Raw genomic sequence first — 22023 nt, forward strand, 5'->3', positions numbered from 1 at the left:
TACTACCTCAATTTATTAACACTGATAAATCCGCCGTAATTCATTGTGTTATTTCTCAACTTACAACCGCTGATTAAGCCGCTACATTTATCTTTCTTAATGTCTGATGTTCGTTGGTCTTTTTCATCCGCAATAGCTCCACCTGTATATCCACATTCAGATGAACGATAAACCCAATGACAAGCTATTGTTACTGTCCGTAGTGGAATAATTGCATTATCAGTCTCTGTCGGAAGTGCTAATACAAATGTTGCTATTTCTCGTTTTAATGCTGAGAGTTGTTCAACAACAAAATAGCTTAGCACTTCTTGAGATGGGTCTGCGTTATCGTTACCCTCGCTAAAGTTTTCAGCATCTAAATATTGTGCATAAACGAGATGACGGCGAACAACAGCACCTAAGCATTGCTCAAAGCGATTTACTAATCCTGTAACAAAGCCATTAATATTCGCAATAGTCAAATTAGGGCGGTTTGATGTGCCTGTCCCTGACGTTTCAAAACCGTCTGCTTTTACACCGAAAGGCTGGTATTTCTTACCCTGCCAAACAATCGGCTTTAATTCTTCATTTGTACCTGCGTAGAAACGATATAGTTCGCCATTCATTCCGTCTTGGTCTGTAAGATTGCGTAAATCGACTTCCCACAATTCAATCATTGTGTCTTGCTCGAGTTTAGCAAGTTCCAACTTAAACTCATTACTTATTAGCTGTGGCATATTAACCTCTTAATATGTTCCTAACGCATAAATTATCGCAGCAATACCAAATAGCAATCCAGTTATTAGTCCTGCAATAGCTAAAATAATCCCTGCTCTATCTGCACCTTTTTCACTCATTTTTCCACCTACCCTTATTTGATTTTTTGGTGTATACTTAATCAAAATTTATCTCCTTTCGTTTAAGGTTGTTAAGGGGATTTAAAAACCCTAGTAATTACCAGTTACTAGGGTTTCTTTTTTCTACTAACTGTGTTACTTAATTATCACAATATTTATTATCTATTAAGAGAGGAAGCTGTTCAGCACTCTCATTTTGTGATTATTATTTTCACACTACAAATGCAATATTTCTTTTAAACTAGTTTAAAGATTTATTATGCGAACATTCCTCCTGACCTAAAATTATTTTGAATAACACTGTTTGCTTCTATTCTTGCTATTCCTTGCATTTTTTTCATTAATTCAACCGTAATTTCTAAATTACCGTCTTTATCTTCTTTGGTTGAAACGTTAGCTGTTGCTTGCTCTCCGTTATTGATGATATTTACTTTTACACCATCACTACGAGAGATACCTCGACCGTGAACTGTTGGCACAGATACGCCCCCACCTGTTGCAAATCCTTGTGGTCTGCTTCGTGTTTGGTAATTTAAGTAATCAAGGTAATTTATACCAAGTCTGCTAGTTGCTTCTTTAGTAAGAACATATTCGCCTTTGTGAACAATGCCAGCTGGAGTATATTTGCCGCCTTGTCCTGTAAATCCACCTACACTACCTCCTGTTGCGTAACCAATTAATCCACCACTGTATGCTTGTTGAGGTGTACTTACTGCACCACCACCTGAAAATCCACCGAATGCTGATTTAATGGCGTTGAAAAGCATCATTTTAATGATCATCTTTGTTAAATCAGTCAAGATAGATTTAGCCAATGCTCCAAAATCTGCTTTTCCTGTCATTACTAGCTTAGTCAACTCGTCTGACATTCCATCAAACGCATTCATTCCTATGTTTGCAACGTTACCCATTACATCATTTGCAGTTACACCAAAATCGTGCATTGATTTTTTCCAGCCATTCATCGGGTCGCTTCTGTCTGCTAAACCAAGCCATTTGTTATACTCTTGCTCTTGAAGGGCATTATTAGCCTGTTTCTGTGTTAAATCACCACTTTGTTGTAATGCTTGAATTTCCGCTACATTCTCATCGTACTCACGTTTTACTTTGATTTCTGGTGCGTATTTTTCAGCAATAGCTTGGCGTTCTTTAGCATATTTTTCAGCGATAATAGTTTTAGATCTTTCTGCTTCTTCAAAAGGAACAACACCGCTCTTGATAAATCCAGCCAATTTATCTAGCTCTTTTTTCTGTTCTAACGCAATACGAGTTAAACTATCAGCAGAAGAGCTTTCTAACTGACTATAATAGTCTTTCCACTGACCTAACATTTTCTCGTGTTTTTCTTTTTGAGAATTAAGCGTTGATAAGGTTCTCTTTCTATTGTTCTCCTGCTCTATTAATAAATACGAATTAAACAATTGCTTGTATTCTTCGCTTTTATCATCAAAATTACCACCAAGAGCGGACATTGCTCGCTGTCTTGCTGTTAATCTATTTGCTTTATCAGTATTCCCTGAGTTTCTTGCTTTTTTGATTTCTAAAGACAGTTTTAAGGCATTTAATTTCTCTTGAATTTTAGGATCTATAGATTGAGCGGTAGCTTGAGATAATCCGTTCATAGCATTGGTTAGCATAACAGCCGTCAAAACTGTTTTGCTCAATGTATTATTAAAGCTGGAAACATTATCACCTGCTGACGGTAACAAGTTTTTAAATTGCTCAACTGATATTCCTAATGCGTTAAATTCCTCTTTTGTCATTTTAAGATCAGGAAATAAAATATTAAGTTGTTCACTTATTTCAACAAATGATTGCTCTTTCAACAGTTTTTTCTGTTCAGCTAAAGTATTATTGAGTTTCTTTGTTGCTTTATCTAACTCCAACTCTGCTTTTGCAGTGGCAAAGAGTTGCTTTTTAATTACATCTGCACTTTTATCTACATTTGTTGTTAATCCTGTAAACGGATCATAATATGTGATTGTCTTACTACTTGATATTTGTTTTAAATGCTCATACTCTTTCGTAAGTTCAGCTATTTTTTTGCGTTGTTCTTCAATACTCTCTTCTGCTTTACCTAAATTAACTTTTATTTCAAGAGCCGTTAATTTCTCAATATTTTTAGTTACATCAGGAAGAGTATCAGCAAATTCCAACGCTTTCTGTCTTGCTTCTTCTAATGATTGCTTGTAATCGTAGAATATTCCAATTGCAGAACTAATAGCTATTGTGATTATTCCTAAAGGACCGCCTAAAAGTCCTAATGCACCTTTGAGTAATCGACTTGTTCCTGCAACAATTCTCTGAGATAGAGATAGTCTTCCGTTAGCTTGACTTAGTGCATTTGTGGCAACTGCTAGATTAGTTATTGCGACTCTTTCAACTTGGTGTAAAGCACTAATTCTTCTTGATTGCTCTGCCATTCTTGTTCTAACTAGCATTCTTTGTTGCTCATTTTGTGCTAATCTAAGCTGTGCTTGCAAATGAACCATATCACTTCTTGCAACACTTAACTCTGCTGTTGCTTTTGCTCTTAAGAGAACAGTCTCTCCTTTTGTTGCTAATGCTCGCTGTTTTATTGCTAGAGCGTGTTTTTCAGTGAGAAAAATCGAGTTTTCCGTATTGATCTTACTTTTTAGCTGTGCTTTCGCAAAACTAGACATTTTTACTAACAACACACTACCTATAACACTCGCTAACATATTAAAGTTATTGGCTAAAAAGCTAACGCCACTTGCTAATGATGTAACTACTCCTGTTGTTTGATTAAGTAGTTTATCAACAAACTTCAATGCCGAGTTTTCCATTTGCTGCATTGCTTGTCCAAATGTTAAAGGCATTGTGTCAAACTGTTGTGATATTTCTTTGCTTGCCCCTCCGATTGCATTAAACAGAATTTGAGAGGTGATTTTTCCTTCAGAAGCGAGTTTTTTAATCTCTCCACGAGATTTACCCATATATTCAGCTACAACATCTAAGATAATTGGAGCAGATTCTGAAATAGAGCGGAACTCATCACCCTGCAAACGACCTGAGCCTAATGCTTGTGATAATTGCAACAACGCACTTGCTTGCTCTTGTGCCGTTGCTCCTCCAACAATCATTGCTTTATTAAGCGTTTCAGTAAAATTTAATAACTGATTTTGAGAGTAACCATAATCTTTTAATGCTCTAGCAGAACGAGTGTACAACGTTGTTGTCGCCTCTAAACTTGACCTTGTTCCTTGTGCAATACTAAACAGCTTTTCTTGTACTCTTAGATATTCCTGCGTTGACTTTGTTACAAATTTCACTTGAGCATTTAGAGATTGCATTTTGTCAGACATTCGAATAACTGATTTAATGCTTTGTCCTAAAATACCTGCTGCAAATAATAACTTTAATGCTCTAAGAGAATTAGAAAGCGAGTCTGTTTGCTTCTCTGTTTTTTTCGCTTGTGCTTCAAATCCTTTTAAGTCATTTTTTGCTTTGACAGCACCTGTCGAGGTGATTTGTACTGCTAAAGTTGCTATATCTGCCATAATTTTCTCCTATTTTTTGGGGCTACATTGCCAATGCCCACTTTCTTGGAAATTAAATTAACGGCAACTCAACCTGAATTTTATCTTCAAATAATTTTAGTGTTGCCTCAATAACAGGCTTTTTATCTTTCCACTCTTTTAATCCTTTACCACATAAACTAGCAAATTGTTTTTCTGCTTTATGCTCACTCAGTGTTTGGTAATATTGTTCAAGTAAATTTGTTCCGCCTTTACTTAATTCTTTCTGCATATAATTAAATGCTTCTATATATGCAATTTTAAATTTGTTTGCTTTCTTACCTGTAAACCCCATAACTAATAAAACAAACCCATCTTTGGTCATTTCAACATAAGGCTGTGGTTTTCCATTCTGTAAATCATTGTTTTTAAAGCAAAACGCAAAATTGCGTTCTGTAAAACATTCAGGACTATTTTTTATTAAAGATTGTATAGAACGTAATACATCGGAGTGTCTTTTGCTAAATATTCTTGATACATCTTCAGATGTAGTGATTGCCTTATTCCCTCTTATTTGTACAAATTTTTTAAAGTCTTCTATTTGTGCTAAATCTTTCATTTTTCTTTCTCCTGATTTTAGATAATAAAAAACCCCAACTATTTCTAGTCAGGGTTGTGTTATCTGTGGCAATCCTACCTTACGGCTCGGTAGCTACCGATTTAAAAATGCCTAAGAAATTTATACGAACTATGCAACAACCTCTTTAAATGTTGCTGTTAAAATACAAAATCCTGTATTGATGTCTGTATCCCATTCTTCACATTTAAAACTCCCTTGCTTGTCTTTGTAAGGTTTCCACACAAATGACTTTACTCCGTTATGCTCGTTTAAAAAGCTGTCTATCTCGCTGATTTTTTCTTCTGAGCCTTTGAATATTAAATCAAAGGTGCGTAGGTTATTGTTTAAACCTTTCGCACCTCTTTGCTCATATCCGTCACCAAAAGTTGTTGTAATAACCTCAGGCTTTCTTTTACGCTTCATTCCCCATTGTGGCACGTGTTCAAATACTTGCATTATTAATTCTCTTGATGAACGTTTAAAAATATTAAATCTAATTGCTTGATTGTTTCTACTTCCCACGCACTTAAACAGATACCTTTTAATCTCGCCCAAACTTCAATTTCACTATAAAGAATTGGGTTTAATGTCATTCCGCTTTGTCTACTTGCTGAAAGTTCTGCGAAATAATCAAGTAAATAAAAAACCGCAAAGCTAGGTTGTTGAATATCTAACTCTTGCGGTTGTATGTCTGTTTGCTCCCAAATTGCTGTTAAATGTTCTCTAACGGTCGCTTGAGAGTCTTTTGGCTTTTTATCTAGTTGAAAGTCTGCCTTTGCAAAATCTAATAATTCTGCAATTAGGCTTTGATAAAATTTCCAATATCGTCTGACTGTTCAACAATTTGTTCGCACAGCCAAGGACAATTTTTAAGAACTTTACGAGCATTTTCTTCGTTAAACTCTAATTTCTCATCTTCCCACTCAATATTTTCCCAGCCTGCTACACGCACAACAGCATTTTCAAGTGTTGTTTGTCGTAATTCTTCAAGTTCTGTGAATTTCTGCTTACGAGTGCGTGAGTTTTCAAACTCTTTCTTTTGTAGTTTGCGTAACTGTTTCGCTTGAAACTTGCGTACTACATCACTTTCAGAGCCATATATACTAATAAGACCATCTGTTTCCTCTCCAGTAACAGGATTTACAATTGCGAATGTATGTGTATTTTCAGAAGCTTTTACAATATTAAAATCAGATAATTTCATTTTTTTCTCCTACGCCAATGTGTCTTGAATAATTAAGGTTGTTGCTTTTTTCAATTTATCGTCAATTGTTGATGACGAGTCATAAACTGCTGGGAACGCATCAAAGTTTAATGTTTGAATGAGGTTTTTTGCTCCGTCATCAATTTCTACTGATGTCGCTTTAATACCCGGCAAAATGAATGTCATATAATCGGCATCTGTTTCTGAGCCTGCATCCATTCTTAATGCAATAGATAAATTGGCATTGTTACGAACAGCTTCAATCATTTTTTTATCTTGAAAATACATTGTGAACGATCCGCTAACCGCTACTGTTCCAATAAATACATCTGGAGCATACTTAGCACCAAGCACTGGCTCACTAGAAGCGTTTAGATCGATGTCAATCTTCATTCCTGTCACTAATGCAGCTTCTCTTTTTCCTACAAATAATTTGCCATTAATCCCTGCTAACTTAGCTGACTGTGTAATTTCACCTGCGTTGGTGAAATACTGTGTTGTGGTTTCTTCGCCTTTTTGCCCTAAAAAAGTAACTGTAACTGAGGCAATTCCGTTAGGTTGAATATCTAAATTAATTTTAGATACACGACAGCCTGTATAAATACGACTTAATCCTAAATCTGCGAATGTATCTTCTATTGTGTAAGAGTCTGTTGTGTGTCCAACTTCAGGAATGGTTAGCAGTTTAGCCTTTTTTTCACCTGTCCCTGCTGTTGTTTTTGTGATGACTGGTGAAACTGCTTCACCCCATTCGCCACGCAATGCTGAAGCTAAAAATTGTGACCATTGTCCTGCGGATAACTCACCTTTTAAATCACCCTCGACTTTCTCAAAGCCAACCGTTGATGGTGAGCGTTGCATATTCTCACGAATTTCTTCACTTGAGAAAGAGTCAAAATTAGAATTTAACGTGCTTTCTGTTCGAGGAATAACTTTACCTGTTGTTTTAGTTGCTTTTGTGCCAAAAGTGGTCTCTTTTGCAACTGTAATTTTTCGTTTAACACCTTGTGCCATTGTCATTTGCTGTACTCCTTATAATTCGTAAGCTGTGTAGTTTATTGTGATTGGCATAGCTAAATGCCCATCTACAAAAAAAATCCCACCAGTAAGCGGTGGGTTATCAATAATAATTTGCAAATTTTGATTTTTATCAATTAATGTTGCTTGATAAAAATGCCTTCGTATTCTGTCAGCTTGCTCATCAAGTAATGATGTTCCTTTGTTGTTTTCGCAGTGTAGTGTTACCTGTAAATATCCTTTATCTGTCGCTTTAGCTGATGTTCCAATAGTTGATGTTGTTGTTGATGTTGGTTGCAAATAGACAGTTTGGCAAGGTAAATTAAGCGAGTTCACTACACCTTCATAAAGTATTTTAAATTTACTGTCTAACTCATCTAAATGATTAAGTAATAAAAACCGTATTAGTTTATTCATTTAAAATCTCCCTGCATTGGAATTAAACCAAGTAGTTGTTTCTGCAATGCTAATTCTTACCATTCCCTTTGGTGCTTGGATTGAATATCCACCCTTTGTTTTTCCTGTCGGATTTTTAGGTGGGTTTGGGTATAAACCATATTCAAGCATTGTCGCATAAGGTTTATCAGTTGCGATATAAATGGTGTCACCAAATTTAGCTCGACCAATATCGGCAGGATTACCATTAAATGATGTTGGCAATGCATTGATAGAAATCGTCCAACTTTTTCGCAGTTCGCCACTGTCTACTGGAGTGCGTTTCTGCACCTTTGTATAAGTTTGTAAAGCAATTTTACGTAACGCAAGATTACTTCTCATTTCTGTTTTTTTAATAAAATTACTTATATCTGCTGTGAATGTCCCCATTATTCAATCCTTGCTTGCACCTTATACATAACTGTTGTATCAGCAGGTTTTAGAGGCTCACAATTAACTACTTGATAAGTATCATTACCTACAACAACTTCTGAATTTAAAAGCATTTTTCTATCAACATTACTATTAATTGTGATATACATTAAAACATCACCTTGTTTAATGCTATTGGCTCCGCTATTTAATAGGTTAAAATCATAATGCTGATGATTGATATAACAGTTACCTGTTAATTTTTCAGTGCTAACTTTCTCAACTTCGCCTGTCTCTACATTGTATTCTCCATCTTTTTGAAGATGTACTTCACAAGTACAACCAAATTGAGCAATTAACTTATCAGCCGTTATTGCCATTTGTTGATAAAAACTCGTCATCTTAACCTCGCACAAGTTTTACTGTTTGAATTGAATTAGAGTTTGTTGAACCACTTAGTTTAATAAATTCGCTTAATAACATTGATACATAAGCGAAACGTTGAGGGCTATTTAAACCTACATCTTTCTCTGTTTCATACGTTACAGCTAAATCACCAACCTTTGTGGATTTTTTCAATCGCTCTGGATTTTCAGTAATAGATTTACCTTTCAATGCCAATTCGCATACAGCAAATTGAACTTTTAGAGGTATATCTTCTAGGCCATCACGAGGAAAAGCTCTAATCTGTTTTTTATCTGTTTTAGTGCCTAAAAAAGTATAATTTACGTCAATGTAATCGCTTGCAATGAGTAAATATTTCTCTTTTAAACTATCATCTAAAGAACCCCACTCCTCAGCACTAGGGCGTTTGGAGTGGTATTCATCAGCGAACGAAACAGAAACATAACTAGTCGTTATTTCCGCCATTGTTATTCTCCGCATTTTCTAGCAAAGCAATTAACTCATCTTTTTTAGCATCAGAGCCATATTTAATACCTTTTTCATCTAAGAGAGCTTTCAGTTCTGCAACTTTCATTTTGCTAAAAACATTGATTTCAGAATTATTGACGACGACTGCTTCAATGCCAAGATTTTTGTAAGCCTCAACTATTAAAGGATAATCGCCATAAATCGTGACTTCTGTCGCATTTTTTTCAACTTCATCAAAGTGTGAGGCACTGCGATAGTGTCCATCTGTACCATCAATCTTGTGACCATTACTTGAATAAATTAAATGCATTTCATTCCTCCTAAGTTAATGTGATAATTACACCAGCAGTGTTCTTATTGCTTGATGTATATTTCTTCCAAGATGCTGTTGCTCCTAATGTTGTTATATTAGGGTTAGCTCCTGCTTCTTTGTCATTGTAAGAGTACCCAAGAACATCAATGTTAAAGGCTCCCTCAGCACGAATACCAATAGATAAGTTTGTTCTGTCGTTGATGTTGTATGCAGCAACTTCTGGCAACTGGGAATTGGTGATTTTCACTGCACCCGGCTGTAAGCCGTAGATTGTTCTTTGTTTGGCTTGGTCAGTAACCAAAACAGGAACATTTAAAGTACCCGGCATTCCACCATAGATAACTACACCTGCTTCTTCATAGATTTTTTCAGCAATAGCTTGATCGATAAAGTCAAACCACGTTTCACTATCCATTAACCACAAGCCTACTCGGTTGAATTTATCACCAAAAGCACGGAAGCCTTTAGTCATCACTTTCTTACCATCAACACTTATTGAACCATTAGTTTGCATTTGGCTATTAGACCCAATAGCACCATCTAATGAGGCTGTAGCATATTTAAAGTATCCTTCAATTAAAGCATCAGCATAATCTCGCCCAACTACCTGAGAGAACTCTTCAGGGCTACGTCCACGTCGCTTCATTGCTTCTTTGGTCATTTCGTACGGACCATACATAAAAGGCACTTTAACTCCTACCTTTTCGCCCATATCAACCTTGTTGCCTTCTGCTACTGCATTCGAGTTGACATCACGATGTTTGATTGAACCACCAATTTTGTAAAAAGCATCGTGAGAAAAATCGCCCAGAATATTTTCATCTCTGAGAACTAACGCACCATTACTTGCTTTGTTGAAAGTTGCAAGATTGTCTTGCATTTGCTCAAGATATCCAGTTTGAACATCCTGGTTGTAGATGATTACATCACTATTTACTGTTGTTGCCATTTATAGCTCCTTAAATTATTTATCAAGTTTTAGAAAAGCTTCGTGTCCATTTTCTTCAACAAACTTATGCTTCTCTTCTGCACTCATTTTTGAACGTTTTAAATTTGTTTGGCTTCCACCATTACCACCAACAGAAGGGTTGGCACCTGCACCGCTCATTCCAGAGCTTTTTAAAATACTGTCTTTGTTTGGATAGCTATCAACTAAAATAGCTAGTGACTCTTCAAAGTCGGCTAAACTACCTGCTGTCTCAGGCTTGCGTGAATACAGTTCATTACCTTGACCATCTGTTGCAACCACTTTGCCATCTTTAATTTGAAAATGACGACCAAAGAATGCTTGTGCTACATCAGTAGGAATTGCTAGGTTTTCTGCAATAAACTTACTTCTAGCAAACGAACCGCCGATCTTCTCATCATAAAGTTGTTGTTTAAGTTTTTCTGCTTCTGCATTCGCTTCGTCAAGTTGTGTTTGATATGTTTTAGCCATTTCAGCCTTAACTTTCTCAACCTCACCTGAATCAATTAATTTTTTAGCATCTAAATCACCTAACTTCTGCAGCGCTTCTTTTGCCTTTTCAGGGTCTGTAATCCCTTCAAACGCTTTGAGTTGTTTTTCTAACGCATCTTTTGCCTCACGATGTCCTTTTGCTTCACCATTCAACTGAGCAATTTTTGCTGAGGCTCGAAACGCATCGAAAGCAATCTCGCTTCCATCTTCTTTTAAATAAACTGGCTTTCCGTCTTCTAATACTACGTTGCCGTTTTCGTCTAATTTTAATTTCCACATACTTTAGTTTCCTTTTGGTTTTTCCAAACATTCGCCTAAAACCTTCTGATTTCAGACATAAAAAAACCGCTTACATATCTCTATGTAAACGGTCGGTTAATTTTAAATTGTTTAAATTCTAATGATTGATTTCAGACAAATACTGTCTAACTTCTTCTCTAAACTGATTTTCATCTATCATATAATTATCACCTGGATAATAATCATCACAGGCAGATCTAATTTTAGCAGCCACAAGCCCTGTTTCCTTATCGTGTTTTCCAATTGTCTTATCGCCACTATTCCACATATCAAGATATTGGTCTGAGAAATCAAAAGCTGATACTTTGCCTTTGTCAAAATCAATAGCAAATTGTATTAATGGTGTTACCATAAAAATTCCTCATTTATATATTTCAAGTATTGCTCTGTCCCATCTTCAAGTTGCAAGACTGTTTCAAAATAATTATTACCATCAAATATAACTGCAACTTTTGTGCTTTTATCATAAAAAACAACACTAGGTGGATTACGTTTTTTATATACTCCTCTCTGAATTATATTAGGACTATTCATAAAATCAACGATTTTATTCTGAAACTCTTTTTGTGTTGCTGGATTATTTCTTGTTGTGTCAATTCCTAAGTGATTTGCGTGTTTGTTAAACTTACGTTTTAATTGACTACTTTGAAACCTTGCTTCTTTTAATGCTTTAGTATCAACAACAGGCTCTATAAAATGCGGATTAAATTTACGCTGCAGTTCTGTTAGCGTTAAAGGTCGCCCTGTCTGATCTAACATATCACTAAAAGTAATGACGTTTCTACGCCATAAATCAGCTTTTCCTTTGCCTAATATCTCATCTTGTTGAGCTTTTGTTTTTCCTTTTAGCCAATCTTCATAATTCATTGAAGATTTTACTTGCCCATCTTCACTTGCTCGTGTTCCGCTATCTAACTCTTCTAAATCATCATAGCCTAGTTCTTTCCAACTCTTGAACCACATTTGAAGAATACTGCGACAACGTGGGTGTAATGGTGGGCGAGCGTAAGGAATGCTGTGACCAACAGGCTTTTTATCTAACGACCAACGCTTACCGTCTCTTAGCTGACACACCGTTGATGTTCTTGTGTCTAAAGTAGATAAATGCTCTTCGCCTTGTAATAAGTCTGCATTCTCGTCTTTTAACGCCTCGTGTGCTGTATCTGCCACTTTACCGACGGCAGTAATCACTAACGTTTCTGCATTTCTGCGTTGAATATTCGCAACATTTTTTAATTCAGTTATTATCTCGCTTGTTTGCTTACCATTTAATAATCCTTGTCTAACAATGCCTTGAAATTTACGAGAATAATCATTACCTTGTTTGCTCCACCATTCTTGTAGCGGTGTACCTGCGATAAGTGGTGCTTTTTTTAACGCATTTAATTTATACTCAGGCATTTGATTAATTAAATCATAGCCAACTGCATTGTTGTATATTCCTGATAAATGCTCGTGTTCAACAGAGAGGAATTCAGATAACTCACTTTGTTGCTCTGTGTTAATTTCAGCATAAGTCTCGTTAATGATTTCTTTGACTTCTTTTAAGAAATTGTTCAACTCTCTTTTTTTAATTGTTTCAACACCAACCGCTGAGAGCTTTCTAACAATTTCTTTTTGAAGTTTGTTTAATTTTGGATAAACAAGTTTTCTAAGATTGGCATCATAACGAAAATGTAGGATTTTTCTGTCTGTTAGCTCTTCAGCTATCTTCTGCTCGATTGTTTTCTTCTGTGAAGCCATCACTTAAACCCTCACTATTCAGCCTTTCTTGCTCATCTTCCCAAGTTCTTTCTTCACTAATCAAACCACGTCTTTTTGCTTCTTCAAAAGTCGTGCGTGTTGAAAGTGAACCGCTTGCTTGTAACTTAATTACAGTATCCATTGAAGCGTTCGGATCTAAATCATCATCAATATTGCCTGTTATTTCTACAGCGTTATCTTGTGGAATATTGAGCCACATTGAGACAAAATCTAATGCTTGGTCTAAACTATCTTCTAATGAATTAGCAATAGCTCTTAATTGACTGATTTCTTTTCCTTGCTCATCTTTAGCTTGGCTGTCTGTCATTGCTAAAGCTGTTTTAGTCAGTAACTTAGCACCTGCAACCTTCATCTGCTCTTCAAGTTCTTTTAGGCTGCCTTGTCCTGCTGAAATCGCCGCTCCAGAATGCTCTATGTAACCAATTTTTCCATTTTCAGGAAGTAGTATCAAGCTTTTACCAATCTCAATATCATCAGAAACAGTAACACCTGAAGCCCACAACAAAGGTACTCGTGCTGTATTTAAAATATTGTCTTGATCTGATTGTGACTGCCAGTGTTTGATGTTTAAATAAGCCAGTTCCATCAATGGTGGCTCTGCAGTCATAAAATCTTTTTTATTAGTGATTAAAGGAATTATTGGAATTACATTTAATGACTTTCCATTGGACTTTGGCGTTATGTCGCTAACTAAATGATATTCACCATCAACCTCTTCATATTTTCTAACTCTTCCAATTTCATAAACAACAATCAGTTCTTTTGTTTCTGATGAAAACTCGTCACTATCAACAGTTGAGATTTCTTTGTATCTAAACTGAGTGAGTGATAGAGCACCGTTTATAACCGCTGTTTTAAAGCCTAAAACATTATGAGGGAGGATATGGACGAGATAAGGTCTAACGCCCTTTTTCTTTTCGTCCAAGCGTGTTTTAGCGTTGTCATTAACAGGATAATCAACTAAAACAAAGCTAATGCCATAAGATAGTGCTGATTTAAACCACTCCATAGCAAACACATTCAAATCATTGCCTAACAAATCAATATTCGGCAATATCTCGCTTTTTATTTTTTCTTGTACATTTTCAGTAGAAATAGGATCGAAAAATACTCGCCCTGTCATTTGTTTAATAGTCTCAGCTAATGCGGGATATAATGTTGCTTTCTGTAATCGTTTTTTATAATCATCATCTTCTTCGCGCTTAAATTTCGGCAAATGTGTTTCGCCTTTCGCTCGCATTGTTCGAGTTCCGCCGAGCAAATCATCTATAATCTGAATTTGTTCGTGCAACAACGTTATTTCTTTTGTCTTTTTTGCAACTGATGAAGTCATTTTTATTCCTCATTTTAAATTGGAGACTCAACTTGTGTTAATCCTCCTTTTCTCTTAATTAAAGGATTTAGAGCGTAACGAAGAGCATCTATATAGTGATTATGCTTATCAATTATTATCGGTAGCACATCACCAGTTAAACGGTCTGTCTTATAACTGTATAAACGAAATTCTTTTAATGTCTCTACACAACGTGGGTGTATATAAACTTTGTTATATGACTTGATATGTTCAATACCGTCTTCAACACTCCCCTGCCATTTTTTAGCTCCAACAATTCTTGGAAGCCCCTTTCTTTTTAAATGACTAATGCTTTCAGGACGTGCCGAATCAGCTCGAATGATATGCCTTTCAATATCAGGTATTCTATCTACTAGATATTTAGGCGTATCGTCCAGCTCTAAGCCCACTTTTCCGCCCTCGTATTCAATATAAAGATTATTATTAAACACCCAACACTTAATACCAGCCGTTGGATCTTGAGAAAACCCAAAGTCAAGACCGTGGTAAGGTCCAGCAAAATCTTCTTTTGCTGTGAACTCTAATTCTTGGTACTTGCCATTGAATATTTGAGCATCCGAATGCTCTCTATAAGCACCTTCCCAAATCCATCTGTATGTAGCATCGTCTAAACGTTTCTTATCAGACAATCGCTCTTGTTCTAACACATCAGGGAACCAAGGGTTATCTGTGTAATTCATTTCAACGATTAGAGCGTCATCAGGAGGATTAACTCTAAATCTATTATCAGTAGCAGACTCTCTTTGCTCAGGATTCCACGTTACCCAAATTTCAGAATTGTTTTCACGAACTGTCGGAATTAATTTAGACCAAGCCACCTCGCTTACTGACTCAGCTTCATCAACCCAAGCAAGTAGTATTTTAGCTTTAGACTTAATACTGTCTAAATTATGACGTAATCCTGCAAACACATAACGAACAGAACCACACTTTGTTTTGATGTATTTATCGCCAATTTCAAAAAAGTTATTTAAAAAAGGCTCTGACCTTATCGCTTCTTTAACCTCTTCTAATGAACTTTCCTCTAGTGAATTCATAAACTCACGACCGCAGAGAATTACACCACTATCGCCACTTTGTACTCTCATATAAGCATAAACAGCGGTCATTTTTGCGAACGATCTTGTTTTAGCAGAACCTCGTCCGCCATAAGCCCCTTTATATCTGCTTGGCGTGGCAAATACAGGTATTAATTTTGGTGGAAGTCTAATAAGTGTTTCATCATTCATTCTTTTCCTCAAAATCAGGAGCAACTAATTTAATAACTGTTGGATTACGTATTGAATTATCGCTAGAAGTGTGATCGATAACTTGACTTTCTTTCCAGCCTGCTTGTGTTTTTAAATAAAATATTGCAGCAGTAGTATTGCCATCTTGTGCTTGTCTTATTAAATTATGAGCCACACTTGCAATAGCCTTATTTTTCCCTTTTTTATAATGTTCAAAAACTTCTGGCTGTCTTTCGCAAATCGCAGTAAAAGTGTTTCTAGCTATACCGAAGTAATCTGCTATTTGCTCTAAAGTTAAAACACTAGCAAGAGCTTCTACTTGTGCTATTTGCTTTTCATCTAATTTTTTTTTAGGTCTTGCCATAACTTATACTCCAGTTACATCTAATTCGCTCTCAATGTCTGCGTAAAAAGAACCATCATTATTGTGCCAGTGAGTAACTGGAGGCTCTTCTGCATTTTCACCTGTTTCTGCCAATAACCACTTTCCAAATTTACTTTGAAAAATAACTTGAGCATACTTACCATTACGTAGTTTTACTGTTTTTCCAATTTCTAAATCAATCATTCTGATTCTCCTTGCCACTCTTTAATTAAATTAATCTGTTTAGCACAGATGTCACGCTCTTCAATCACTGTGATTAAAAACCTAATAACATCACCATAAGTCTTGCCATTAAACACTGTTTGCTTACACTCAACTAGATAAGCAATCGGTACTCTTACTTTCTCTACTTTAGTTACTACTGAGCGACTGCAACTGCTTAATAACATCACTATGCAAATTAGTATTAGCACACGTGTCTTTTTTAAGCAGCTTATTAATGATTTGATTTGCTTCATTTGATTTAACTTTTAATTGATTAATAATTGCCTGTTCTTTAATTACTGCTTCTCGCTCTAACTCAAGACTTCTAATTAACTTTTTGTTAGCGCTCTCTTGCTTAGAAATGAGTTCGGATTGTCTGCGGTTTTCGTCTTTTAAGCTAGAAATCATCTGATACTGATAACTAAACACAACACACAATCCGAAAATTAGTACAATTGCTACACCAACTACTATTATTTTAAATCTGCTAAACATAACTTACGCTCTTTCCCACGACGAATAACTAAACCGTTTAATATACGTCCGTTGCTGTACTTCCATTTTGTGAATTCATTACACATAGCTTTGATTTTCCCTGCTCGAGCATATTTAAACAATGTAGAACGCTTCATTCTTCCGCAACCGACATTGAATGTGATTGATGTTGCTGCTTCAAATGCTCCTTGTGACAGCTTCTCTCCATTCGCATACTCATTCACACAATCTTCAGCGATTTTAATATCGTTCTTCCAACGCTCTGCTATTTCTTCAAGTGTGTAAACCTTTCTTTTAATTAAGTTACCACTCGCTTCTGTTGAACCAATCCCTACTGTCAGAACACCAGCAGGGCATTTATAAGGGTATTTTCTGCAACCCTCAGCCTGCCCTATTATTTCCATTCCTCGCTGTGTTGTTCTTATCTCATCAGAGTAGTTAGTCATAACAATACCGATGATCGTTAAAACTGAACAAACACCAATTTTTTTTAAATGCTTAACTCTTCTCATCTTCAAGCCCACTCCTCAATTTTGCTAATTCAATCTCGTGAAGCTCTTTCTTATGTCTTATCTCAAGTTCGTGCAACTCGTTTAACTTCTCTAACTCTCGTCTTTTAGCTCTAGATTCTTTAAATCTAGCAACTGCATTAAGTATCGCCGTTATAACTCCGATGGCTAAACTTAGAAACATTAAGTTCTGTTGCTCTCCAAGCCACGCCAAGCAACTTGAGCAAAACGTAAAGATGTATGTTGGTAACCCTGTATCTCTCATAATATTTTTCATCGCTAACCTCCTGTTTTGAGGCATAAAAAAAGCCCAACCATTATTGATTGAGCTTCATCCCTTAATTAAATTTTTGACATAAAAAAGACCGATATTTCTATCAGTCTTTTCTGCGTAATACTATTTTCAACGCTACCATAATAGCATAAGTTTCATCTCGGACGCAAGCTATTTTTTGAACAATTTTAAAAATTATTTTTCTAGTGCTTTTTTCAAAAAAATTAATGCATTTGTCTGATTGCTTATTTTTTAATCAAACAAATAAAAACTTCAAAAAAACATATTGACACCTTCGCAAATGCGAAGTAATATGTACACATAAGCTAAAGAGTTGCTTATAAAATTTTAAATTAACTTAACGTCGCAAATAGCGACCAGGAGAAAATAAAATGAGAACTTTAACTAAAACAATCCGCAATAAAATCCGTTCAACTGAATCTGCAACTGACCTAGCTGTTTTTAAATCTGTTGTGAATTACACAGAAAAAATGAACGGCAAAGGTTGGTATTTAGATCAAGAATTTTGTGGTGATGCAGGGTTGTATAGAGAGACCATTCTTGAAATGTTCAAACTATCAAGAAAAGAAACTGAAGCGAAAATTGCAGAAGCAAAAAAAGATAGAGACATCTATAATGACTTTATAAAAAGCATTTGTGAAAAATATGGCTTCAAGTCTGATCTTCATATTGAAATGTCAATGCTAAGTAACAAAGAACAATTTGACTACCGTAGATTGTATGAAATCTATCAAGATAGTTACAAAGAAGCGGTATTTTTCAAAAGATTTTATAACTTATAAGGAGTGCTATGTCACTAAATAATTTAGAGTTGAGATCGACCAGAGTCGGTCTCGGCTTAACAGTCGCAGAAGCGAGCGACTTAGCAAAAGTTAAGAAGCGTTCGTTTCAATACTGGGAACAGGGGCGTTATGATGTGCCTGATGAAGTTTCCAGTGATTACGCTCTTTTCAGTCGTCTTTATGATGACCTTTTAACAAATATGTTAAAAGATATTGGAAGTCACAAAATATCACTACCCTATTTTAAAGAATTTGATTATTTTGTGGAAAAAACAGGTTGTGAACTCGTTATAAAATGGCGGCTTTATCAATCTGTCCTTAACCATTTAATGCTGACAACTGAATTGATTGCATTAGATGATAAATCACAAATCCCTGAAAACTTCTGGGCGTATAAGTGGTTAAAAACTAACACTATCTAAATAAACATTAAATTAACTTACTGTCGCAAAGAGCGACAAGGAGAAAAAATGGAAATCAAGTCACAGATATTAACATCTATTAAAGACCTCTGTATTGATATCGAATTTGAACTAGGTCTGTCAGAAAATCAACAAGTTAAAAACTTCAAGAATATCCGTCAAATAGAGCGTTTTTTAGAAATGCTTAATGAAGAATACAGCGAGAATATTAAAAGTAATAATCTGAACGCTCTTATAAATGAGTTAATTTCATTAAAAGAGCAATATATTAATTTAAAATCTGAAATTTCAGAAGATGATCTGAAAAAAGTATTTTTAATGCTTAGGAAAAGAGAATTACACCCTGCTGGTTATTTTGATAAAGCGAAGCGTTTCTATTTATACGATAGCGAATTGGTAGAGGTGGGTCTCCCAAGCATAAAATACAAATATAGACAAATGAATGCAGCTCGTACTTCAACATTTGTTAGAGCTGTTGCAGAGAAATATAAATGCAACAATTTACTAGAACTTATTGATTGCTTTGAAAGAGCATAGTTAAAAGGAGTTAATTATGTTATTTAATGAGTTGTACGATCAATGGCTTGATCTATATAAGCAAAAGGTGAAACAAAAAACGTATGACAACACAGTGTCTGCGTTTGAAAATCATATACTACCGATTTTTGGCACGCTAGAAGTTGAAGAAATCACATCATTATACGTTCTTGAAGCTATGCAAGAACTATCACATAAGTCTATTTATCTTACAAATAGACTGTTACAGCAAATTGTAAGAATTTACAACTTCGGAAGAGTGCTGGGTTATGTGAAGCATAATCCAGCTATGGGAATTACTGAGTTTCTGCCGAGCGTGAAACACATAAATCACCCACACCTGCATTTTTCGCAGTTTCAGTCTTTTGTAAAATATTTAGATGCGACAAAAGAAAGCACAGCAAAAGACGCTCTATTTATGATTGTTTATACTTCACTTAGATTAAGTGAGGTGATTTGTTCAGAATGGAGTGAAATAGACTTCAAAAATAAACGGTGGACTATACCTGCTCATCGTATGAAAACTGGGGTTGAGCATACAATCCCCATTTCAAAGCCAATGCGATTGATTTTGCGTAGGCTACAAAAGAAAAAAAAGAATAACTATATTTTCTTTAATGAACGAAATGCTAATGAACACGTACCTGCTCATCGAGTGCGATATCTTATTGAGCGTAGTAGATTTTATGGAAAACAAACTATTCACGGAATTAGACACGTATTTTCTACTTACGCTAATGATCAACGTTACAATGCAGATGTGATAGAAGCGCAACTATCACATAAGCAAAAGGGGGTCCGTGCTGTGTACAATAAGTCTATTTATTTAGATGATCGTCGCAAAATGATGGAGCATTGGGGGCGAAAAATAGATAGCTTTCGTCTTAATTCTTAAATAAAAATAAGCACTATCTTATTTTGGATAGTGCTTTTAAAATTAAGCAAAAAAGTAATACTTACCATTTTTTACATAAACTTTAGTCTTGTCTTTTTGCAAAATTTTCTGTGTTGACACGCTTCCATCGATATAATTACGAGCATCTACTAATTTTCTTGAAAGTGATTTTATTGAAAAATCTAGATTACACTCGCTTAAAAAGAAATCTCTCAAATCTTCTAAATTACACTCTATTGCATAATATCCAATAATAATGTTGTATTGTATACGCTTCTCTTCTATTCTAGCTTTCTCTTCGTCTTTTACGTCAGCATATTCAATTTCAGAAATAAGCAAAGAGATTACAGCATTATCTATCATCTCTAATTCTCTCTCACTCAAAATTGGAATGTGATAGCTATGCGTTTTTTTCTTTAATTTAAGTATTCTTAAACTCTCGCTTTTAAATTCTGTATTTAATCGTTCAAGAGCTGTTTTTCCCCATCTTTTAAGCATCAAATCAATATCCATCACAAGCCTCTTTCTAGTTCTTTTATTTTTAATCTGTACTTTTGGTTGAGAGCTTTTATTTCATCCACAGTTAATTTTAATCTAGCTTGATGCCTTTTTTTATTTTGATCAAATTCATTAGCATATTTCGGCTCATAGATAGTAATTTCTGAATTTGGATGTGTTCTGCTTTTTAAAAATAAAGCATCATACACGCTCCACCCTAATTTTAATCTTCTGATTATTGTATTCCCTGCAACAGTTACTCCTTTATGTCTGGACCATTCTGCTGCGGTCATTGTTATCCCATTAAATGTTATTTTATGATTTGATTTATATTTACACTTCTGTTGTTTTGTATGCTTTCTCATTACATTACAGCCTCTACATATCGGTCGTAAATTTTCCAAAGAATTATTTTTTATATTATTATCTATATGGTCTATATGAACATTACTCCACGTTAATTTTGTTTGACAGAATTTGCAATCAGGTAAATCATAACCAAACTTATCAAATACGACAGCCCTATGCTCATATACATACCCTCCTTTCATTGCCAAAGGGTGTGAACATAAATATAGCATTTGATAGCCTTTATCGTTCTGAGCTCTAGCTTTCCTTTTATTTTCTATGTCATAAGTTCCATTCCTCATAAATCTAAAATAATGTAATTGGCAAACTTGTTGAGACTTATACATTGCTTTTCTTTGACATCCGTCTATCTTACAATTCATTTAGAAAACTCCTTAATTTTTGCTCTAAACTCTTTCCGCATTTCTTTTAATTCTTCACAAGTGTATTTTTTACTTTCTTGATAAGAGTTGCAGTAATCTATTATTTCTTGCCCTTTTTCTTCTCCAAATCTTATTTTTAATCCTTCTGTGTATCCGTGCGTTGTTCTTGTTCCTGCTATATCTCCAGACAACATCATATTGCAGCGATGATTATGTTGTAGAAAAGTGTTGTTTCTATCATATTTCAAATTAGGATGAGCACCTCTAGTTTTATAATGCCCACAACACCATTGGTCATTGCCTAAAGGGTTACCACAGCTAATACAAGTTGGCTCTAGCCCTCTTTCTTCGAACCACTTTAATTCTTCTAACACACGCATTTTATTAAAAGCCTTCTGAGTTAGTTTGTGTTGATGTCGCAAGTCACTACCTTTAACTTTCTCTTTCAACTCTCTCATTCTTTTACGCTCCGCCAAACGCTCTGCTTTTGCTTTTTTCTCTGCTTTTCTTCTCGTTTCTTTTTTTGCAAAAGAAATAGCACAAGGTGTACTGCATACTTTTGTAAGAGAATTAAACGGAGTGAAGTATTTTCCACATTCCTTGCATTTTTTCTGTTTAATTTTTTTCATTCTCGTCTAAATTCCCGTCTAAACCCGTCTAAACCCGTCTAAAATCCACTTAAAACTAACAATAAAACTAAAATTGGTGATATAAAATATAATATTGCTATTAGTAGCTCTATTAGCTTCATTTAAAGTACTTCTCTTTTATGTCTGCTCTAAGTTCTTTTTCAAAATAAACAAACTCACAGTATTCCAAACGTAGAAAGCTCATATCCTCGTTTAATGAATTTTTAACTAACTGAGGAATACATAAAAAATGCTTTAAAATAACCTTTAAAATTTCATAAAAAATAATGAATGGAGTTAATAAAATAGCTATAAAATGTGCAACCCAAAATATTATGTATCTTGTTACAGGTTTGTTTCCCCAAAATTTATCAACTTTCATTTTGT

At 35.1% G+C, this 22023-nt stretch carries 33 protein-coding genes; 4 read left to right on the forward strand and 29 right to left on the reverse strand.

Going from position 1 to position 22023, the window contains the following annotated elements:
* Positions 1-2: 2 nt before the first annotated feature.
* The 25 genes from A6B44_RS04975 to A6B44_RS05095 all read right to left on the reverse strand — a co-directional run bounded on the left by A6B44_RS04975 (position 3) and on the right by A6B44_RS05095 (position 17112).
* Positions 3-716, reverse strand: coding sequence for a phage minor tail protein L (locus A6B44_RS04975; protein ID WP_090923281.1), 714 nt, complete (start codon positions 714-716; stop codon positions 3-5).
* 9 nt (positions 717-725) lie between these two features.
* On the reverse strand, positions 726-881 hold the full coding sequence (locus A6B44_RS04980) for a hypothetical protein (protein ID WP_176673473.1): 156 nt from the start codon (positions 879-881) through the stop codon (positions 726-728).
* A 212-nt stretch (positions 882-1093) separates the two neighbouring features.
* Complete coding sequence (locus A6B44_RS04985) at positions 1094-4357, reverse strand: phage tail tape measure protein (protein WP_090923280.1); 3264 nt, start codon at positions 4355-4357, stop codon at positions 1094-1096.
* A gap of 52 nt (positions 4358-4409) precedes the next feature.
* Positions 4410-4934 (reverse strand): Rha family transcriptional regulator, encoded by a 525-nt coding sequence (locus A6B44_RS04990; protein WP_090923279.1) that lies wholly within the window; start codon positions 4932-4934, stop codon positions 4410-4412.
* A 129-nt stretch (positions 4935-5063) separates the two neighbouring features.
* Positions 5064-5390, reverse strand: coding sequence for a phage tail protein (locus A6B44_RS04995; RefSeq protein WP_090923278.1), 327 nt, complete (start codon positions 5388-5390; stop codon positions 5064-5066).
* 2 nt (positions 5391-5392) lie between these two features.
* Entirely contained in the window at positions 5393-5734 is a 342-nt protein-coding gene (locus A6B44_RS10970; RefSeq protein WP_090923277.1) for a phage tail assembly chaperone, read from the reverse strand.
* On the reverse strand, positions 5734-6138 hold the full coding sequence (locus tag A6B44_RS05005) for a phage-derived protein YdaY family protein (RefSeq protein ID WP_090923276.1): 405 nt from the start codon (positions 6136-6138) through the stop codon (positions 5734-5736). Before A6B44_RS05005 ends, A6B44_RS10970 begins: the two co-directional genes overlap by 1 nt.
* Before the next feature lie 9 nt (positions 6139-6147).
* Complete coding sequence (locus A6B44_RS05010) at positions 6148-7158, reverse strand: phage tail tube protein (RefSeq protein ID WP_090923275.1); 1011 nt, start codon at positions 7156-7158, stop codon at positions 6148-6150.
* 12 nt (positions 7159-7170) lie between these two features.
* Positions 7171-7572, reverse strand: a complete 402-nt coding sequence (locus A6B44_RS05015) for a phage tail terminator-like protein (protein WP_090923274.1) — start codon at positions 7570-7572, stop codon at positions 7171-7173.
* A complete protein-coding gene (locus A6B44_RS05020; RefSeq protein WP_090923273.1) occupies positions 7573-7980 on the reverse strand; it encodes an HK97 gp10 family phage protein in 408 nt (135 codons plus the stop codon).
* Entirely contained in the window at positions 7980-8363 is a 384-nt protein-coding gene (locus A6B44_RS05025) for a hypothetical protein (protein ID WP_090923272.1), read from the reverse strand. Before A6B44_RS05025 ends, A6B44_RS05020 begins: the two co-directional genes overlap by 1 nt.
* A gap of 1 nt (position 8364) precedes the next feature.
* On the reverse strand, positions 8365-8832 hold the full coding sequence (locus A6B44_RS05030; protein WP_090923271.1) for a DnaT-like ssDNA-binding protein: 468 nt from the start codon (positions 8830-8832) through the stop codon (positions 8365-8367).
* The gene (locus A6B44_RS10845; protein WP_090923270.1) at positions 8813-9145 is read right to left on the reverse strand and encodes a HeH/LEM domain-containing protein; all 333 of its coding nucleotides are present in this window, start codon (positions 9143-9145) and stop codon (positions 8813-8815) included. Before A6B44_RS10845 ends, A6B44_RS05030 begins: the two co-directional genes overlap by 20 nt.
* Positions 9146-9155: 10 nt before the next feature.
* Positions 9156-10097 carry a major capsid protein gene (locus A6B44_RS05040; RefSeq protein WP_090923269.1) on the reverse strand — a complete coding sequence of 314 codons (942 nt, stop codon included), beginning with the start codon at positions 10095-10097 and terminating at the stop codon, positions 9156-9158.
* Positions 10098-10112: 15 nt separating this feature from the next.
* Entirely contained in the window at positions 10113-10886 is a 774-nt protein-coding gene (locus tag A6B44_RS05045; RefSeq protein WP_176673474.1) for a DUF6651 domain-containing protein, read from the reverse strand.
* Positions 10887-11004: 118 nt separating this feature from the next.
* Positions 11005-11259 carry a colicin immunity domain-containing protein gene (locus tag A6B44_RS05050; protein ID WP_090923521.1) on the reverse strand — a complete coding sequence of 85 codons (255 nt, stop codon included), beginning with the start codon at positions 11257-11259 and terminating at the stop codon, positions 11005-11007.
* Positions 11253-12650: a minor capsid protein gene (locus A6B44_RS05055; RefSeq protein WP_090923519.1), complete on the reverse strand. Its 1398-nt coding sequence runs from the start codon at positions 12648-12650 to the stop codon at positions 11253-11255. Before A6B44_RS05055 ends, A6B44_RS05050 begins: the two co-directional genes overlap by 7 nt.
* Positions 12610-14004, reverse strand: a complete 1395-nt coding sequence (locus A6B44_RS05060) for a DUF4055 domain-containing protein (RefSeq protein WP_176673475.1) — start codon at positions 14002-14004, stop codon at positions 12610-12612. The genes A6B44_RS05055 and A6B44_RS05060 overlap by 41 nt, the downstream gene beginning before the upstream one ends.
* 14 nt (positions 14005-14018) lie before the next feature.
* Entirely contained in the window at positions 14019-15254 is a 1236-nt protein-coding gene (locus A6B44_RS05065) for a PBSX family phage terminase large subunit (protein ID WP_176673476.1), read from the reverse strand.
* A complete protein-coding gene (locus tag A6B44_RS05070; protein WP_090923532.1) occupies positions 15247-15618 on the reverse strand; it encodes a hypothetical protein in 372 nt (123 codons plus the stop codon). The genes A6B44_RS05065 and A6B44_RS05070 overlap by 8 nt, the downstream gene beginning before the upstream one ends.
* A 3-nt stretch (positions 15619-15621) precedes the next feature.
* Entirely contained in the window at positions 15622-15822 is a 201-nt protein-coding gene (locus tag A6B44_RS05075; protein ID WP_090923529.1) for a hypothetical protein, read from the reverse strand.
* The gene (lysC, locus tag A6B44_RS10975; protein ID WP_425515409.1) at positions 15819-16097 is read right to left on the reverse strand and encodes an Rz1-like lysis system protein LysC; all 279 of its coding nucleotides are present in this window, start codon (positions 16095-16097) and stop codon (positions 15819-15821) included. The genes A6B44_RS05075 and lysC overlap by 4 nt, the downstream gene beginning before the upstream one ends.
* The gene (locus A6B44_RS05085) at positions 15991-16338 is read right to left on the reverse strand and encodes a DUF2570 family protein (protein WP_090921866.1); all 348 of its coding nucleotides are present in this window, start codon (positions 16336-16338) and stop codon (positions 15991-15993) included. Before A6B44_RS05085 ends, lysC begins: the two co-directional genes overlap by 107 nt.
* The gene (locus A6B44_RS05090; protein WP_090921868.1) at positions 16317-16850 is read right to left on the reverse strand and encodes a lysozyme; all 534 of its coding nucleotides are present in this window, start codon (positions 16848-16850) and stop codon (positions 16317-16319) included. The genes A6B44_RS05085 and A6B44_RS05090 overlap by 22 nt, the downstream gene beginning before the upstream one ends.
* Complete coding sequence (locus A6B44_RS05095; protein ID WP_090921993.1) at positions 16837-17112, reverse strand: hypothetical protein; 276 nt, start codon at positions 17110-17112, stop codon at positions 16837-16839. The genes A6B44_RS05090 and A6B44_RS05095 overlap by 14 nt, the downstream gene beginning before the upstream one ends.
* A 401-nt stretch (positions 17113-17513) precedes the next feature.
* On the opposite strand from A6B44_RS05095, the gene A6B44_RS05100 reads away from it, so the two are divergent.
* From A6B44_RS05100 to A6B44_RS05115, 4 genes are read left to right on the forward strand one after another with little or no spacing between them, the layout of a single operon-like run.
* Complete coding sequence (locus tag A6B44_RS05100) at positions 17514-17924, forward strand: hypothetical protein (protein ID WP_090921870.1); 411 nt, start codon at positions 17514-17516, stop codon at positions 17922-17924.
* A gap of 8 nt (positions 17925-17932) precedes the next feature.
* Positions 17933-18346 carry an Aca2/YdiL-like domain-containing protein gene (locus A6B44_RS05105; RefSeq protein WP_090921872.1) on the forward strand — a complete coding sequence of 138 codons (414 nt, stop codon included), beginning with the start codon at positions 17933-17935 and terminating at the stop codon, positions 18344-18346.
* Positions 18347-18394: 48 nt separating this feature from the next.
* On the forward strand, positions 18395-18883 hold the full coding sequence (locus A6B44_RS05110; RefSeq protein WP_090921874.1) for a hypothetical protein: 489 nt from the start codon (positions 18395-18397) through the stop codon (positions 18881-18883).
* A 16-nt stretch (positions 18884-18899) separates the two neighbouring features.
* Positions 18900-19778: a tyrosine-type recombinase/integrase gene (locus A6B44_RS05115; RefSeq protein ID WP_090921876.1), complete on the forward strand. Its 879-nt coding sequence runs from the start codon at positions 18900-18902 to the stop codon at positions 19776-19778.
* A 42-nt stretch (positions 19779-19820) separates the two neighbouring features.
* On the opposite strand, the gene A6B44_RS05120 is transcribed toward A6B44_RS05115, so the two are convergent.
* The 4 genes from A6B44_RS05120 to A6B44_RS05135 all read right to left on the reverse strand — a co-directional run bounded on the left by A6B44_RS05120 (position 19821) and on the right by A6B44_RS05135 (position 22018).
* On the reverse strand, positions 19821-20291 hold the full coding sequence (locus A6B44_RS05120; protein WP_090921878.1) for a hypothetical protein: 471 nt from the start codon (positions 20289-20291) through the stop codon (positions 19821-19823).
* On the reverse strand, positions 20291-21007 hold the full coding sequence (locus A6B44_RS05125; RefSeq protein WP_176673478.1) for an HNH endonuclease signature motif containing protein: 717 nt from the start codon (positions 21005-21007) through the stop codon (positions 20291-20293). The genes A6B44_RS05120 and A6B44_RS05125 overlap by 1 nt, the downstream gene beginning before the upstream one ends.
* On the reverse strand, positions 21004-21636 hold the full coding sequence (locus A6B44_RS05130) for a recombination protein NinG (protein ID WP_090921880.1): 633 nt from the start codon (positions 21634-21636) through the stop codon (positions 21004-21006). Before A6B44_RS05130 ends, A6B44_RS05125 begins: the two co-directional genes overlap by 4 nt.
* A 118-nt stretch (positions 21637-21754) precedes the next feature.
* Positions 21755-22018 carry a hypothetical protein gene (locus tag A6B44_RS05135; protein ID WP_090921882.1) on the reverse strand — a complete coding sequence of 88 codons (264 nt, stop codon included), beginning with the start codon at positions 22016-22018 and terminating at the stop codon, positions 21755-21757.
* Between the last annotated feature and the right edge of the window lie 5 nt (positions 22019-22023).

The sequence above is a fragment of the Pasteurella skyensis genome (assembly GCF_013377295.1).
Taxonomy (GTDB): Bacteria; Pseudomonadota; Gammaproteobacteria; order Enterobacterales; family Pasteurellaceae; genus Phocoenobacter; species Phocoenobacter skyensis.

Excerpts from the sequence above, each read along its gene's own strand:
- A6B44_RS05050 (WP_090923521.1), bottom strand. The coding sequence starts at position 11,259 with ATGGTAACACCATTAATACAATTTGCTATTGATTTTGACAAAGGCAAA.
- A6B44_RS05055 (WP_090923519.1), bottom strand. The coding sequence starts at position 12,650 with ATGGCTTCACAGAAGAAAACAATCGAGCAGAAGATAGCTGAAGAGCTA.
- A6B44_RS05120 (WP_090921878.1), bottom strand. The coding sequence starts at position 20,291 with ATGGATATTGATTTGATGCTTAAAAGATGGGGAAAAACAGCTCTTGAA.
- A6B44_RS10845 (WP_090923270.1), bottom strand. The coding sequence starts at position 9,145 with ATGCATTTAATTTATTCAAGTAATGGTCACAAGATTGATGGTACAGAT.
- A6B44_RS05015 (WP_090923274.1), bottom strand. The coding sequence starts at position 7,572 with ATGAATAAACTAATACGGTTTTTATTACTTAATCATTTAGATGAGTTA.
- A6B44_RS05045 (WP_176673474.1), bottom strand. The coding sequence starts at position 10,886 with ATGTGGAAATTAAAATTAGACGAAAACGGCAACGTAGTATTAGAAGAC.
- A6B44_RS04995 (WP_090923278.1), bottom strand. The coding sequence starts at position 5,390 with ATGCAAGTATTTGAACACGTGCCACAATGGGGAATGAAGCGTAAAAGA.
- A6B44_RS05010 (WP_090923275.1), bottom strand. The coding sequence starts at position 7,158 with ATGACAATGGCACAAGGTGTTAAACGAAAAATTACAGTTGCAAAAGAG.
- A6B44_RS05100 (WP_090921870.1), top strand. The coding sequence starts at position 17,514 with ATGAGAACTTTAACTAAAACAATCCGCAATAAAATCCGTTCAACTGAA.
- A6B44_RS05040 (WP_090923269.1), bottom strand. The coding sequence starts at position 10,097 with ATGGCAACAACAGTAAATAGTGATGTAATCATCTACAACCAGGATGTT.
- A6B44_RS05125 (WP_176673478.1), bottom strand. The coding sequence starts at position 21,007 with ATGAATTGTAAGATAGACGGATGTCAAAGAAAAGCAATGTATAAGTCT.
- A6B44_RS04990 (WP_090923279.1), bottom strand. The coding sequence starts at position 4,934 with ATGAAAGATTTAGCACAAATAGAAGACTTTAAAAAATTTGTACAAATA.
- A6B44_RS05070 (WP_090923532.1), bottom strand. The coding sequence starts at position 15,618 with ATGGCAAGACCTAAAAAAAAATTAGATGAAAAGCAAATAGCACAAGTA.
- A6B44_RS05115 (WP_090921876.1), top strand. The coding sequence starts at position 18,900 with ATGTTATTTAATGAGTTGTACGATCAATGGCTTGATCTATATAAGCAA.
- A6B44_RS05110 (WP_090921874.1), top strand. The coding sequence starts at position 18,395 with ATGGAAATCAAGTCACAGATATTAACATCTATTAAAGACCTCTGTATT.
- A6B44_RS04985 (WP_090923280.1), bottom strand. The coding sequence starts at position 4,357 with ATGGCAGATATAGCAACTTTAGCAGTACAAATCACCTCGACAGGTGCT.
- A6B44_RS05130 (WP_090921880.1), bottom strand. The coding sequence starts at position 21,636 with ATGAAAAAAATTAAACAGAAAAAATGCAAGGAATGTGGAAAATACTTC.
- A6B44_RS05065 (WP_176673476.1), bottom strand. The coding sequence starts at position 15,254 with ATGAATGATGAAACACTTATTAGACTTCCACCAAAATTAATACCTGTA.
- A6B44_RS05135 (WP_090921882.1), bottom strand. The coding sequence starts at position 22,018 with ATGAAAGTTGATAAATTTTGGGGAAACAAACCTGTAACAAGATACATA.
- A6B44_RS05085 (WP_090921866.1), bottom strand. The coding sequence starts at position 16,338 with ATGTTTAGCAGATTTAAAATAATAGTAGTTGGTGTAGCAATTGTACTA.
- A6B44_RS05095 (WP_090921993.1), bottom strand. The coding sequence starts at position 17,112 with ATGAGAGATACAGGGTTACCAACATACATCTTTACGTTTTGCTCAAGT.
- lysC (WP_425515409.1), bottom strand. The coding sequence starts at position 16,097 with ATGAAGCAAATCAAATCATTAATAAGCTGCTTAAAAAAGACACGTGTG.
- A6B44_RS05030 (WP_090923271.1), bottom strand. The coding sequence starts at position 8,832 with ATGGCGGAAATAACGACTAGTTATGTTTCTGTTTCGTTCGCTGATGAA.
- A6B44_RS05090 (WP_090921868.1), bottom strand. The coding sequence starts at position 16,850 with ATGAGAAGAGTTAAGCATTTAAAAAAAATTGGTGTTTGTTCAGTTTTA.
- A6B44_RS05105 (WP_090921872.1), top strand. The coding sequence starts at position 17,933 with ATGTCACTAAATAATTTAGAGTTGAGATCGACCAGAGTCGGTCTCGGC.
- A6B44_RS05005 (WP_090923276.1), bottom strand. The coding sequence starts at position 6,138 with ATGAAATTATCTGATTTTAATATTGTAAAAGCTTCTGAAAATACACAT.
- A6B44_RS05025 (WP_090923272.1), bottom strand. The coding sequence starts at position 8,363 with ATGACGAGTTTTTATCAACAAATGGCAATAACGGCTGATAAGTTAATT.
- A6B44_RS05075 (WP_090923529.1), bottom strand. The coding sequence starts at position 15,822 with ATGATTGATTTAGAAATTGGAAAAACAGTAAAACTACGTAATGGTAAG.
- A6B44_RS04975 (WP_090923281.1), bottom strand. The coding sequence starts at position 716 with ATGCCACAGCTAATAAGTAATGAGTTTAAGTTGGAACTTGCTAAACTC.
- A6B44_RS05020 (WP_090923273.1), bottom strand. The coding sequence starts at position 7,980 with ATGGGGACATTCACAGCAGATATAAGTAATTTTATTAAAAAAACAGAA.
- A6B44_RS05060 (WP_176673475.1), bottom strand. The coding sequence starts at position 14,004 with ATGACTTCATCAGTTGCAAAAAAGACAAAAGAAATAACGTTGTTGCAC.